This is a genomic window from Agarivorans sp. QJM3NY_33, from assembly GCF_050870865.2.
Taxonomy (GTDB): domain Bacteria; phylum Pseudomonadota; class Gammaproteobacteria; order Enterobacterales; family Celerinatantimonadaceae; genus Agarivorans.
On record NZ_CP194039.2, the window covers coordinates 1,946,276 to 1,960,089 of the forward strand.

A 13,814-nucleotide genomic window follows, 5' to 3' on the forward strand; every position below is an offset into this window, starting at 1 on the left:
CTATGACAGGGTTATTAACCCTGATTAAAATGGCAATGGGTTTTGTTATCGCGAAAGTGGTAGCAATTTATACAGGCCCAACAGGTATGGCGATGTTGGGTCAAGTGCAAAGTATGGTAGGAAGCTTAAACGGGATCATTAACGCACCCGTAGGTAGCGGTGTCGTGCGCTTTACCGCAGAGCACAAAGATAATGGTTTTGCCGCTTGTACGCCGTGGTGGCGGGCGTCACTTCAGTGGATGATGATCATTTCTGCGATTGCTATACCTACAGGGTTACTACTTGCTGATAATATTGCAGTGTGGTTATTTCAAGACTCTACATTAGCATGGGTAGTAATGGCAACTGTTTGTGTGTTGCCATTATCCGCTATTGGCACGTTATGTAATTCGGTGATTAATGGTCAGCAGTTATATCGCCGTTATGTTGGTCTTGGAATGCTCTCAGCATTGCTATCTGGTTGTATAATGTTGTTAATGATTGCCATGTATAACATACAAGGTGCTTTATTGGCAGCATCTGTTCAGTCCGCTTTAATTGGCCTCGTGATGTTAATTGTCAATTTAAGGCAGCCTTGGTTGAGGTTATCTTTTTGGTGGGGGGAAACTGACACAAAGGCACGTAAAGCGATCGGTGGCTATATGTTGATGGCTATTACTAGCGCATTAACTGTACCAGTGTCATTAATATTAGTTCGAAATATTTTAATTGCCCAAGTAGGTTGGGATGCTACAGGGCAGTGGCAAGCGGTATGGAAGATCTCCGAAGTGTATTTAGGAGTGATTACAATGGCACTCGGTACTTATTACTTGCCGCGTTTATCTTCGCTAAAAGGCGTGGATGCTATTGTTAATGAAATAAATAAAACGACGCGTATTATCATTCCAATTGTTGCTACTATGGCTTTGGGTGTATATTTATTGCGCGATATCGCTATTTCTTTGTTATTTACCGAGGCATTTAGAAGTGCACGTGATCTTTTTGCTATTCAGTTAATAGGCGATGTTATTAAGATTACTGGTTGGTTATATGCCTACCCGATGCTTTCTCGTGGCGCAACAAAGTGGTTTGTGCTTAGCGAAGTGTTCTTTTCTGTTACTTTTATTGGCCTTACATACTTTTTTGTTCAGGATTTTGGTGTGATTGGAGCTAATTTGGCATATATGATGAACTATATTTTATATTTTGTGTTTGTTTTTGTGTTTGTAAGAAAGTTTTCTGAATAATGACTATAAAAAAAATATCCATTATATCGCTTACATACAATAATTGGCGTTTGCTTGAAAAGGCAATAAAATCTGTATCGACTCAAAAAATTGATGAAAGATATAAGATAGAATATATCATATCAGATGATGGAACAGAAGATTTTAATTATGAGCATGTAAAGAAGATTTTGGAGTCGACATTATTAAAATTTAATATTATTGTGAATGAGAGTAACATTGGTACTGTAGCCTCTTTTAATAATGCGATTAAGCATGCTGAAGGTGATATTATAATCCCTCTTTCTGCAGATGATGAGTTTTATGATGAATACGTTGTAAATGAAATTATCAATGCATTTGAAAATAAAGATATGGATATTATTACTACTTTAAGAGTGCCTGTTATTAATGAAGTTGAACTTCAAGCGATACCTAGCAAAGAAAAAGTCAAGTTATTCAATAGTTCTGAGAAACTCTTAAGAGAACTTTTGTTTTCAAATAATATTATTTCAGGGGCATCAACTTATTACCGGCGTAGTGTCTTTACAAAAATTGGTTTTTTTGATGAGAAATATCGTTTACTAGAAGATTACCCTTTTTATATCAAAGCTTTAATTCTTGGTGTTAATATTGATTTCTTGAATATTAAGTCTATTAAATATGGTGTGAATGGGGTAAGTTCAAATAATGTTGTTAACCCTGCGCTAAGAGAGGATTATAAAAAATTAAACCTATATATTCTCAATCTCCCCCTTATTAATATTATTGATTTTAGGGGGGTTTCATTTAAAAAAATTATGACAAGAAAAGAACGATATAAAAACGCTTGGAAGTATCCAGACCAATTGTTTTTGATGTTATTAAAAAAGTGGTCATGATTTATCCTAACCGATAGGAGATCATGAAAATCTCTATGGAGCAGGCCTGATTGAAGGTCTCTGTTCACACCAGGAAACATTTCATGAATATGCTTATTTCTAAAGGTATTGTGGCGTATTGAGTTCTCAATTTTCGAGCTTCACTAGTTAGCGTTATCACATACCCGCCAATCATGGCGTTCCGTAAACATCGACCATAGGAATGATGGGAATGATAAGTGTGATTTGATTACAGAAATGCTTTATTGAATGGATGAAAGACTGCTGTGAGTTGGCCAAAGGAGAAGTGGTTGCCATCGACGGTAAAACGATGAGGGGCTCTTACGATGATTCTCGCGGTCTCGGTGCTATCCATATGGTCAACGCGTTTGCCACTGAAAATGGCGTGAGCCTTGGACAGCAAAAAGTGTATCTGAAATCGAATGAGATCACTGCCATTCCAAAGCGACTTGAATTGCTTGATATATCGTGACTGTTTAGTCACGATTGATGCGATGAGCTGTCAAAAAAATTGCACAAAAGATACTTGATAGTGACGCGGACTATCTTTTAGCAGTTAAAGGTAAGCTTCAATAAGGCAAGAAGACGAGGTAGTGAAAGAGTCAGAAGTGGTGGTGAAATACTACATCAGCTCGAGTGATTTAAATGCTAAGGAATGGTTAAATGCAACGCGTTCACATTGGTTGGTCGAGTCGATGTATTGGTCCCTAGATTCGGCATTTGGTGAAGGTGCTTGCCGAAAACGTGCGGAAGAGAGTGCAGAAAATTTCACAAGGATCAGGCAGATGTGTTTAAACATGCTTAAGTGTGAAACAACTTTGAGAGCGAGTATTAAGCATAAAAGAGCGATATGTGCGATGGATTCTGAGTACCTTTTGAAGGTGCTGGCAAGCCTTTATTGACGGGGATGTTCATGATTTTTTCGTTAAGAGAAAATCGCGACAACGAACACCTTTCTTTAGTCCTTGCGGAGCAAGGGGCTTTGTAATCTTGGTAATTTTTCCCGGTGCTCATATCCTTCAACAAAGAATATTTCAATATGATATTACCAAAGTTATTGATTCGCTGATATACAAAAACTACAGATGACTGTAGTTGTTGAATCCTGTATCTTTTAGTTAAATGTACATATTAAATATCGTAGATATTTTTATTAGAGATTTTATGTTTAAAACTGATTTTGCAATATTTTATGCGGTTAATTTTGAATCAGCGATAATATGCTTAGTGATTTCATATTTATTATTCGGGTTGTTAGTGTATAGACAAATATACAGTGTATTTGATCCGGCCTTTTTCTTTTTTATATTATCCGCAAGTGGTTACTCTGTAGTCATGCTTCTTTGGCATAAAGAAAAAATATCTGATTATTATTTCTTCTGCTTTATGATTAGTCAGGTTCTGTTCTATTTAGGGTGGAATATTTTTAGCCCAAGGTGGAAGAAACAAATAAATAGAAAAATCAGAATTGATTCTTTTTCCATCGTGTTGTATTACATTAGTTCTACTTTATTTATTTTGCTTCAATCCTATGTATATAAGATTATGGGGTTTCCAATATTTATGGATTCTAGGTTAGATGCTTTTTCTTCTGGTGGAGGTATTGGTATACTAGACCGTATTATATTTGTGTCATCTATATTTAGTTTCAGTTTTGCCGCATTTAGACTGGTATATTTAAAAGGATGGCGATTCTTTGATGTTATTATATTGATTTTCTTTATGTTTACTAAAATCGTCAGTGGCTCAAAGCTGAGTGTTTTAGAGGCGGTTTTTTTAATAGGCTTAATACTTATGTTTCATTCTAGAAGTGTAATGAATAAAAGTATTGAAGTTCGGGTTCAAGGTAAGCTGTATTTCTTTGTTCTATTATCTATACCGATTGCTTTAGTTGTAACCTATATTCAACAATCTTCAATGTCAGAGCAGCCTCTTGGAGTAGGTATTTTAATAGGTAAATTACTACTTAGGTTTGTAAATACAGGAGATATATTCTATCTTGCTTGGGTTGATGATTATCTTCGTTATATACCAGATAGAGCTGGTTTTTTTGCATTATTCTCAGATTCATTAGGTGCAGCTAGATTGGTCCCTAGAAGTGATTTACCTCAGCACCTAGGGTTTTCCGTAATGCTTGCTCACACATCAACAGAAAACACTATAGGGCCTAACGCGAGGTTTAATGTTTTTGGTCTACATTATTTTGGTGTGCTCGGACTGTTTATCTACTCACTAATTTTAGGTGTATTAGTTGGTTATTTAAGAAATAGAGTTAGATATAGATTGCCATTTACTACGTCCAGTCTAATGTTATACACACTTTTAGCTTATATTGCCCTTTATATAGAACAGGATTTTAGTAGTATGGCCTTGAAGTACTTTTTAAATCTTGCGATTTTTAGTTTCTTGCTTTTTCCATTTGTTTATTTAGTTTCTCGATATAGGAAAGACACTTATGTCTAATATTGCTATTTTAATGTCTACTTATAATGGCCAAAGATTTTTAAAACAACAAATAGACTCTGTTCTTGCTCAGTGTGATGTAAACGTCACTTTATTTGTTAGAGACGATGGTTCTTCAGATAACACTAAAGTTATTTTGAAAAGTTATAATAATAACTTCGAAAATGTTAACGTGATATTTGGAGGCAATGTTGGAGTGGCAAGGAGTTTTATAGATTTAACTGTACATGTTTATAAGAACTTTGCTCCTTTTGATTATTATTCATTTTGTGACCAAGATGATTTTTGGTTACCTTCAAAGTTGAAATCAGTAAACGAAATAATGATTAACGCATGGCCATGTTTAGCTGTTAGTCGATTTTATGTTTCTAATGAAAAGTTAATGGTATTGAAAAAATCAACATTAACAAATAAATTTGAGCTTGGTAATCTCATCGTTGAAGGTCAAGTTCCTGGTTGTGCGATGCATTTTAATTATTCATTGTTAGAAATATATGTTAATGTAGTTTCAACGCCGGAAGGAAAAAATACATACATACATGATTATTTATTGTTAATTATTGCATCATTAAAAGGAAGGGTAATCATCACAGATTCCGAAGAAATGCATTATCGTCAACACGATAATAATGTTATCGGGTCAACTTACGGGGGTGTATCTAGAATGAAAAAATACCTTAAGTATATTAAAGGTATAAAATATCAAAGAACATTCGTTGATGAAGCTAAAATGTTAGTTTATCTGCTTGATGGAGCTAATGAATCAAAAGAATTATGTTTGGCTATTGATGCTGGTGGTAACTTTTTGGAAAGACTAAATTGTGCAAAATCAGGATTGCTATTCAAAAGAAGTATACTTTCCAATATCGTTTTTAAAATATTGATTATTGTCGGGGTGTATAAGAAGTATGACTAAGAATATAGTGGCTTTTTGTGGTGAAACCTTTTTTAAGGGTGAGTTTAATAAAAATACTTATGTTGCTAAGCCAACTTCTGCCGCATTCTTACAGGACATATTTGGCCAGAATAATATATATGTAGTATCGCCTTTTACAGATGAAGTATTAAGTGGGGGGATAAGTTCAGTTGTTGATGAAAGTTTTTTTTATGAAGCGCCATATTACTCTTCAACTAAAGACTTTTTTGTAAAGTTATTGTTAAAGCCAAGTTTCTATCGAGAGTTCGTCTCCTTCTGTGACGAGATTATCAGTATTCATAAAGGTAGTTACTTTTGGGTTAGAACGCCTTCAATTGGTAGCATTTTTTTTGGTTTGCGTGTGCTCCAGCATGATCAGACACTCCTTCATCATATGTGTGCTGACGCTTCTAGTACGTGGAAGGACGCGAAGTACAAAGGACTGAATAAGCTACTGGCATATATTACATCACGCTATCTTCGCTTTTTGTTGGCGAGGATATGTTCCCATCCTAATGCGATTAATTTTTGTACGGGTGATGTGCTGGAAAACTTCAGTAGAAAATACTCTGCTAAAACACATCAATTTGTTGATGTAATGGTTAAAAGCGTGGATGTATCTGGACTTAAGCCTTACCAAAAGATGCCTGGTAAATTAAACCTATTATTCGTTGGTCGCATGGTTGATGATAAAGGTATCTTTGATCTGATTAAAGTTCTCAAGCAGTTGAAAGAGAATGTGAGCCTAACGTTTGTTGGCGATGGTCCGGACCTTGAAAAAGCTAAGCTGCTATCGGATAGCGAAGGTCTTTCAGACGTTATTACTTTTACTGGGCAATTGCCTCACAGTGAATTAGCGGCTGTGTTTCATAAATCAGACTTGATCACAGTGCCTTCCAACAATAACTATGAAGGTTTTCCACGAGTAATAATGGAAGCGTGGTCATTTCATAAGCCTGTAATTGTATCGAATGTAGGGGGAATCAATGCTTTCGTCAAAGATGGAGAAAATGGAATTATTATTCAGCCTGGTCAGGTTGACCAACTTCGACAAGCATTAGTCGAGTGCCTAAACGACGAAAATTACGAACGAATTTGTGAGGGTGCAAAAAAAATTGCTGATAAGTCTTTTCAGGCTTATTGGATTCATATGCTTAAAGATAAACTTGGTGGCTATGATGTTTCTGCATAAGTTTGGCTTGTTTTATTCATGGTTAGTTTGGGCTGTGACTTTTTTCTTGCCCGATATTGCTGTTTTTATGAGATGCCGGGGTTGGCTGTACGCTCGAGTTATGAAAAAATCTGGGCGTAATTTCCAAGTGTCTAGTGGTGCGAGATTATACAGCATCAAAAGACTATCTGTAGGCGATGATGTTTTTATTGCAACTAATGTGGTTGTGAATGCAGGTACAGATATCATATTAGGTTCTCAAGTGATGCTAGGTATTGGTGCAATATTGGTTTCGGGAAATCATACGCTTTGTAATGGTTCATATCGGTTTGGACAAATGGCTCGAAGTCCCATAGCGGTTGGTTTTGGTTCTTGGATTGGTGCTAATTCAACATTAGTAGCTGGTGCTTCTATACCTCCGAGTACATTGATTGGTGCTAATTCAGTAGTTACAAAGCCTTTACAATTTAGTGGGACCTATTGTGGAGCACCTGCTAAATTGATTAAAAAAAATGATGTAGGAACATTGTGATGGGGAAGCTTGTAAATAATGCGCTGATTTTCCTCTCGATAGTGATGCCTCTTAAGTTACGAATCTATATATTTTTCCTTTACAAACATCGTTATCCGGTAAGCTTTAGCTCTCCTACCACTTGGAGCGAAAAGATCCAGTGTAGAAAACTAACGTTAGGTGTGTCAGACAGTATCTTAGCGGACAAATTTGAAGTCCGAAAATACGTCGAGGATAAAGTTGGTTCACACATCCTAATTCCTCTTTTGGGCGTATATGATCAGTTGACAGAAGATGACTTGCAATCGCTGCCCTGTGACGCTGTTATTAAAACTACTCATGGTAGTGGGGCTCAGCATATTCATTTCTTGTCGAAAGGTTGTGATTTCGATGCAGTCATCTCAAAATTCAGGGCTGCTCTTAACGATTCTTATCGAGGTTCTTTTTTTGGAGAAACTCATTACGATATGATTCATCGACGGGTTATAGCAGAGAAGAAACTTGATTTCGGTGGTGATTCTCCACCAGACTTTAAATTTCATGTGTTTAAAAATAAAGAAACTACTACTTGGATCCTTCAAGTGGATTTTGACAGGTTTACTGACCACAAGCGTAACTACTATGATACTGAGTTAAATTTGTTGGATTTAAAAGTTATTTACGAAAATGGTAGTTTTGATTTACCTGAAGCTAATGTGATTGTTAAAATGGCTGATATTGCTATCAAGCTCAATGATACTAACTGTTACTCTCGAGTTGATCTTTATCTTCATGAAGGTCAAATATTTTTCGGAGAGATAACTCTTACACCTGGAAGTGGTTTTGAGCGCTTTAGTAATAAATCTTACGACGTTGCCTTAGGAAAACTTTGGCAATAGTTTAGGCAACAAGAGCTTTAGAAAGATAGAAATTTGTAAAATATGAATGTTGAAACAACGATAATTACTCCAATTTTTAATGCCGAAGATTTTTTGGAAGAAACATTAGAATCTATTCGACTACAAACGTATCAACAATGGGAGGCTTTGTTAATTAATGATTGTTCAACGGATAGCTCTTTATCTATCGCACAGAGCTTTGTCGAGAAAGATAGTCGATTTAGAATTATAAATAGAGTGGAGGGAGGTGGCGCCGCTAAGGCTCGTAATGACGGTATTCGAGAGGCTCAAGGTCGCTTTATTGCCTTCTTAGATAGTGATGACGTTTGGTTGCCTAACAAGTTGCAAGAACAGCTAGATTTTATGAAGTTTAATGATATAGCTTTTTCATTTTCATCTTATCAGTTTTTAACTGAAGAGGGTCAGGTAACTACCACAGTTAGGGCACCAAAGGAAGTTACTTATTCTAAGCTACTGAAAGGAAATGTTATTGCCTGTCTAACAGCTATTTATGATACAAACAAGCTGGGAAAGGTATTAATGCCGGATATTCGTAAGCGCCAGGATTTTGGGCTTTGGTTGAAAATCACCAAAATGGGTATTAAAGGTTATGGCTTGCAAAAGCCTTTAGCTTATTATCGTTTGAGAAAAGGTAGTATTTCTTCGGCTAAATTTAATACAATGCTTTACACTTGGAGTTTATATCGAAATATTGAAAAACTATCTATAATTCACTCGCTTTATTACATAAGCAACCATTTAATAGGTGCGACATTTAAGCGAGCTAAAAATAGCCTTTTTAAGGCCGCTGAAGTTAAGGTTCGTTAATTATGAATACTTTAGTTACTGGAGCTAGTGGCTTTATAGGACGCACATTGCTTTCCCAGCTTTCTAATGAGAAGGTTACGGGGTTGGCTAGAGGGCCTAAGGCGTGCTCTTCTGCTGTTAATTGGGTTTCTTTTGACCTTGAGGAGCTGCTAGAAGGTAAAACGATCCATGGTGAGTATGACACCGTAGTTCACTTGGCAGCTAGAGCTCATATACTTAATGATAAGAGTAAAAAACCGCTAGAGGATTTTCTGCGCTTCAATAAAGACGTCTCACTTGAATTGGCTAAACAGATGTTTCATAAAGGAATGAAACGATTTGTGTTTGTTAGTTCTATAGGTGTTAATGGCTCCAAAACGAGAAAAGGGGAAATATTTTCCGAGGACTCCATCCCAATGCCTGTAACAGATTATGGGAAGTCTAAATTTGAAGCTGAAAATGGTTTGAGAATTTTATCAGAAGAATTGGGGTTTGAGTTAGTCGTTATCAGGCCCCCGCTAGTTTATGGAAAAGGGGCTCCCGGTAATTTTGGTCAGTTAATTAAGCTGATGAGAACCCGCTTACCTCTTCCTTTTGGCTATGTTTATAATCGCAAAAGTTTTGTTTCTGTTAATAATTTAGCGAATTTTATAGCTATTTGCTGTAAACATCCTAATGCTAGTAATAAAACATTTTTGATCGCAGACGACGGGACTATTTCAACGCGAGATTTGTTGGTAGAGCTTAGTGATAACAAAACGCTTCTGTTGCCAGTACCTTCGTTCATTCTTCATTCTTTTTTGTGTTGCCTAGGACGAAAGAAGATGTCCACTCAATTATTATCGGATTTAGTAATTGATAATAGTTATGCGAAGCAAGAATTAGATTGGAAGCCTCTAGAGACAACAAAAGAAGCTCTTAATAAAATAGTAGCAGACTGGTAATGACGTATGGTTATATCTCTTATTTTGATTAGAATTTTTGATCTATTGGCCTCATTTTTGGGGCTACTTTTTTTGTGGCCAGTATTAGTTGCTGTAACTATCATCGGCCTATTCGACACGGGTTCTCCCATTTTTGTTCAAGAACGTGTTGGCCGCAGTAAAAAGCCATTTAAGTTGATTAAGTTTCGCACCATGTCAGTTGAAACTAAATCTGTTGCTAGCCATCTAGCTAGTAATGCTTCAATTACTAAGTTGGGTGGTTTTTTGCGTAAAACCAAGATTGACGAGCTGCCTCAGTTGATTAACGTACTCAAAGGTGAAATGAGTTTGGTAGGTCCTCGGCCAAATTTGTTCAATCAAGAAGAGCTAATCCAAGAGCGTGATGCCTTGGGCGTTTATGATGTATTGCCCGGTATTACTGGTTTAGCCCAAGTGCAAAATATTGATATGTCTACACCGCAACTGCTAGCTAAAACAGACAGATTGATGATCGATACTCTCACTCTTAAGGCCTATTTTAAGTACATTCTTATGACTGCAACCGGAAAGGGTGGTGGAGATGCTGTTAAATAGCTCAGATGTGTTAACATCATGCTTCTTAGTTAGCTTGTACCGAGCACATTAATCTGTGTTTGCTTACTGCTATAATTAGAGCGGGTACATTCTCTCCAAAATCCGTGACTCCAGTTTATTTTATTGATGCTATGGGATTTTTGAGTAAATGGATAATATAAGAATAAAAATAGTAGAATTTATGCAACGTCTTGATTTTATTTGGCAGCTGTCGCGAACTCGTAAACGTATTGTTGGTGTTTTGGTTGATGTCGGGTTAATTTTTTCGGCTTTTCATTTAGCCCTGTTAGTACGTTTAGGTAATAGCCACTTTTTGTATAACCCTGCCGTGTGGGGCATGGCCTTAGCGGTTAGTTTTGTCACTGTATTGTTGTTTGCTCGTCTTGGTTTATATCGAGCTGTCATTCGATTCCTCACTTTTCAAGCGCTTTTTGTTGTTACCGCTGGTGCCATTATCTCTGCTATTTTACTAGCTGCATTAAGCTTTTATATGAGTGATCCGCTTCCTCGTACAGTCCCTATCATTTATGGTGCATTTTTGGCTTTGTTTTGCGGTGGGCCAAGGGTGATTGTGCGCTCCTTGGTCGCTCAAAGTTATGCAAAACAAAGTGAAGAAGTACTGATTTATGGCGCAGGAACGGGCGGTAGGCAGTTGGCTATGGCATTGCGTAGCAGTGGCCAGTATCGTGTTCGCGCCTTCATCGATGATGATCTTACCTTAAGGAAAACCGTCATTCTTGGTTTGCCGGTTATGCAACTCGATGATATGGCCTGTTTAATTGAAAAGTACAAAATATCCCAAGTGCTATTGGCCTTACCTAGTGCGAGTAGAGCCCGTCGTAAAGTGATCTTGGATGAGCTAGCCAAGTTACAGGTTGAAGTTAGAACCGTACCTGAAATGACGGATATTGTTTCAGGTAAAGCTAAAATCGATGAGCTTCAAGAGGTATCAATTGAAGATTTGCTCGGGCGAGATCCCGTAGCCCCCCAACAAGTGTTACTGGAAGCCAATATTAAGAACAAAGTAGTAATGGTAACAGGGGCCGGTGGTTCTATTGGCTCAGAATTATGCCGTCAAATCGTGATGAATTCGCCTAAAGCCATTGTTTTGTTCGAATTATCAGAGTTTGGTTTGTATCAAATCGACCATGAATTATATCAAATCAAAGTCGAACAAGATTTAGATTTTGAAATTATTCCATTAATGGGGTCGGTACAACGACCTCATCGTTTAGAAACGGCAATGAAGTCGTTTAATGTGCAAACGGTATATCACGCCGCAGCTTATAAGCATGTGCCCTTAGTTGAGTTTAATGTTATAGAAGGCGTGAGAAATAATATCTACGGAACGTATTATACTGCTTGCGCCGCGATTGAAGCTAAAGTCGAATCTTTCGTGCTTATCTCTACTGATAAAGCTGTGCGGCCCACCAATGTAATGGGAACCACTAAACGGATGGCGGAGCTGGGCTTGCAAGCATTGGCTAAACAAGAGAATAGTAAGCCCAATGGTACTCGTTTCTGTATGGTTCGTTTTGGTAATGTGCTTGGCTCTTCTGGTTCGGTGATTCCTTTATTCAAGAAGCAAATTACTAAAGGTGGCCCTGTTACAGTTACTCACCCGGATATTACACGTTATTTCATGACGATTCCTGAAGCGGCCCAGCTGGTTATTCAAGCGGGAGCGATGGGCAAAGGTGGCGATGTATTTGTATTGGATATGGGGGAATCGGTGAAAATTACCGATTTAGCCATCAACCTAATCCGCTTGTCTGGATTAGAGCTTAAGTCTGAGTCTAACCCGCATGGTGATATTGAAATTAAGTACACAGGCTTGCGGCCAGGTGAAAAGCTTTATGAAGAGCTGCTGATTGGGGACAACGTAAATAAAACAGCGCATGAGCGCATTATGACCGCACATGAAGTAGATTTACCCCTTAATGAGTATGTGGAATTGCTTGATAAGCTTGATCTAGCTTGTCATAGCGTTGACCATGAAAGAATTAGAGAGCTTTTGTTAGAGGCTCCCACCGGATTTAATCCAACTGATGGAATTGGTGATTTAGTTTGGAATCATGATAAAACTCAGCAGTTAAATTTGGTTGATGTAAGCAAAGTTGTTAATTCGTAGAATTAATGGGCTCTCTTGTCATAGTTTATGTCTTTCTTTGTAGGGTATTCAGGAAACATCATTTCATAATTATCCAAATTAAACCTAGCTTAGCCATTAGTTTTAGTTAAAGTAATGGTTAGTGGGTACCAGTTATATTAAGTTTATTAGAGAATAATATAATGAAAATAGCAGTGGCAGGAACGGGCTATGTTGGCCTATCAAACGCGATGTTACTCTCTCAACACCATGAGGTGGTGGCAGTTGACATTGTTCCTGATAAAATTGAGATGCTTAATCATCAGAAATCACCAATTGCCGATACAGAAATCGAAAGTTTTTTAACCAATAAAGTGTTGGATTTTACGGCCACGTTAGATAAACAGCTGGCCTATAAAGGCGCAGATTATGTAATTATCTCTACGCCGACCGACTATGATCCTGAAACCAACTACTTTAATACCCAGTCGGTCGAAGCGGTGATTAAAGATGTACTAGAGATTAATCCTTCAGCGGTGATGGTGATTAAATCCACGGTACCGGTTGGTTATACCAAGTCCGTTCGTGAAAAATTTGCTGTAGATAATATTATCTTCTCTCCAGAGTTTTTGCGAGAGGGCAGAGCACTGTACGATAATTTGCATCCTTCTCGAATTGTGGTGGGCGAGGTTTCGGAGCGAGCGGAAATTTTTGCTAACTTGTTGGTCGAAGGTGCGATAAAAGAAAATATTGACGTATTATTGACCGATTCAACCGAGGCGGAAGCAATTAAGTTGTTTGCTAATACTTATTTGGCGTTGCGCGTGGCTTATTTTAACGAGCTAGACACCTATGCTGAGACCCATGGTCTGAGTAGTCGTCATATTATACAAGGTGTCGGTCTAGACCCTCGTATTGGCAGTCATTATAACAATCCTTCTTTTGGTTACGGGGGTTATTGTTTACCTAAAGATACCAAACAGCTATTGGCCAACTATAAAAACGTACCCAATAATATTATTGGCGCAATCGTGGATGCAAATACCACCCGCAAAGATTTTATCGCTGACTCGATTGTGAAGCGTAACCCGCAACGAGTCGGAGTATATCGCCTGATCATGAAAGCGGGCTCAGATAATTTCCGGGCCTCGAGTATCCAGGGGATTATGAAGCGGATTAAAGCCAAGGGTATTGAAGTTGTGATTTACGAACCGGTGATGGCGCAAGATGAGTTTTATCGCTCAAAAGTCGTACGTGACCTAAACGAGTTTAAACAAAGCTGCGACGTGATTATTGCTAATCGGATGGTGGATGAAATCAAAGATGTTGCCGATAAAGTCTATACTCGGGATCTGTTTGGCAGTGATTAATATTTT

12 protein-coding genes and 1 pseudogene are annotated in these 13,814 nt (G+C 37.6%); all 13 read left to right on the top strand.

Features of this window, described 5'->3' with window-relative positions; genetic code table 11:
- The first annotated feature begins 2 nt into the window (after positions 1-2).
- Entirely contained in the window at positions 3-1,226 is a 1,224-nt protein-coding gene (locus tag ACRRSY_RS08840; RefSeq protein ID WP_432462973.1) for an O-antigen translocase, read from the top strand.
- A complete protein-coding gene (locus ACRRSY_RS08845) occupies positions 1,226-2,086 on the top strand; it encodes a glycosyltransferase (protein ID WP_432462974.1) in 861 nt (286 codons plus the stop codon). Before ACRRSY_RS08840 ends, ACRRSY_RS08845 begins: the two co-directional genes overlap by 1 nt.
- Before the next feature lie 229 nt (positions 2,087-2,315).
- Positions 2,316-2,988, top strand: a pseudogene (locus ACRRSY_RS08850) (ISAs1 family transposase); the annotation flags it as partial.
- A 262-nt stretch (positions 2,989-3,250) separates the two neighbouring features.
- Complete coding sequence (locus ACRRSY_RS08855) at positions 3,251-4,549, top strand: hypothetical protein (RefSeq protein WP_432462975.1); 1,299 nt, start codon at positions 3,251-3,253, stop codon at positions 4,547-4,549.
- Positions 4,542-5,465, top strand: coding sequence for a glycosyltransferase (locus tag ACRRSY_RS08860; RefSeq protein WP_432462976.1), 924 nt, complete (start codon positions 4,542-4,544; stop codon positions 5,463-5,465). The genes ACRRSY_RS08855 and ACRRSY_RS08860 overlap by 8 nt, the downstream gene beginning before the upstream one ends.
- Entirely contained in the window at positions 5,458-6,657 is a 1,200-nt protein-coding gene (locus tag ACRRSY_RS08865; protein WP_432462977.1) for a glycosyltransferase, read from the top strand. Before ACRRSY_RS08860 ends, ACRRSY_RS08865 begins: the two co-directional genes overlap by 8 nt.
- Positions 6,635-7,168 carry an acyltransferase gene (locus tag ACRRSY_RS08870; protein WP_439033352.1) on the top strand — a complete coding sequence of 178 codons (534 nt, stop codon included), beginning with the start codon at positions 6,635-6,637 and terminating at the stop codon, positions 7,166-7,168. Before ACRRSY_RS08865 ends, ACRRSY_RS08870 begins: the two co-directional genes overlap by 23 nt.
- Positions 7,168-8,025, top strand: coding sequence for an ATP-grasp fold amidoligase family protein (locus tag ACRRSY_RS08875; RefSeq protein ID WP_432462979.1), 858 nt, complete (start codon positions 7,168-7,170; stop codon positions 8,023-8,025). The genes ACRRSY_RS08870 and ACRRSY_RS08875 overlap by 1 nt, the downstream gene beginning before the upstream one ends.
- 42 nt (positions 8,026-8,067) lie before the next feature.
- Positions 8,068-8,853, top strand: a complete 786-nt coding sequence (locus tag ACRRSY_RS08880; RefSeq protein WP_432462980.1) for a glycosyltransferase family 2 protein — start codon at positions 8,068-8,070, stop codon at positions 8,851-8,853.
- Between the two features lie 2 nt (positions 8,854-8,855).
- Positions 8,856-9,776 carry an NAD-dependent epimerase/dehydratase family protein gene (locus tag ACRRSY_RS08885; RefSeq protein ID WP_432462981.1) on the top strand — a complete coding sequence of 307 codons (921 nt, stop codon included), beginning with the start codon at positions 8,856-8,858 and terminating at the stop codon, positions 9,774-9,776.
- Positions 9,777-9,782: 6 nt separating this feature from the next.
- Complete coding sequence (locus ACRRSY_RS08890) at positions 9,783-10,349, top strand: sugar transferase (RefSeq protein WP_432462982.1); 567 nt, start codon at positions 9,783-9,785, stop codon at positions 10,347-10,349.
- Positions 10,350-10,530: 181 nt separating this feature from the next.
- Positions 10,531-12,480, top strand: coding sequence for a polysaccharide biosynthesis protein (locus tag ACRRSY_RS08895; RefSeq protein ID WP_432462983.1), 1,950 nt, complete (start codon positions 10,531-10,533; stop codon positions 12,478-12,480).
- A gap of 161 nt (positions 12,481-12,641) precedes the next feature.
- Positions 12,642-13,808: a nucleotide sugar dehydrogenase gene (locus ACRRSY_RS08900; RefSeq protein WP_432462984.1), complete on the top strand. Its 1,167-nt coding sequence runs from the start codon at positions 12,642-12,644 to the stop codon at positions 13,806-13,808.
- Positions 13,809-13,814: the final 6 nt, after the last annotated feature.

Coding starts and splice junctions, on each gene's coding strand:
- ACRRSY_RS08840 (WP_432462973.1), top strand. CDS start 3: ATGACAGGGTTATTAACCCTGATTAAAATGGCAATGGGTTTTGTTATC.
- ACRRSY_RS08845 (WP_432462974.1), top strand. CDS start 1,226: ATGACTATAAAAAAAATATCCATTATATCGCTTACATACAATAATTGG.
- ACRRSY_RS08855 (WP_432462975.1), top strand. CDS start 3,251: ATGTTTAAAACTGATTTTGCAATATTTTATGCGGTTAATTTTGAATCA.
- ACRRSY_RS08860 (WP_432462976.1), top strand. CDS start 4,542: ATGTCTAATATTGCTATTTTAATGTCTACTTATAATGGCCAAAGATTT.
- ACRRSY_RS08865 (WP_432462977.1), top strand. CDS start 5,458: ATGACTAAGAATATAGTGGCTTTTTGTGGTGAAACCTTTTTTAAGGGT.
- ACRRSY_RS08875 (WP_432462979.1), top strand. CDS start 7,168: ATGGGGAAGCTTGTAAATAATGCGCTGATTTTCCTCTCGATAGTGATG.
- ACRRSY_RS08880 (WP_432462980.1), top strand. CDS start 8,068: ATGAATGTTGAAACAACGATAATTACTCCAATTTTTAATGCCGAAGAT.
- ACRRSY_RS08885 (WP_432462981.1), top strand. CDS start 8,856: ATGAATACTTTAGTTACTGGAGCTAGTGGCTTTATAGGACGCACATTG.
- ACRRSY_RS08890 (WP_432462982.1), top strand. CDS start 9,783: ATGGTTATATCTCTTATTTTGATTAGAATTTTTGATCTATTGGCCTCA.
- ACRRSY_RS08895 (WP_432462983.1), top strand. CDS start 10,531: ATGCAACGTCTTGATTTTATTTGGCAGCTGTCGCGAACTCGTAAACGT.
- ACRRSY_RS08900 (WP_432462984.1), top strand. CDS start 12,642: ATGAAAATAGCAGTGGCAGGAACGGGCTATGTTGGCCTATCAAACGCG.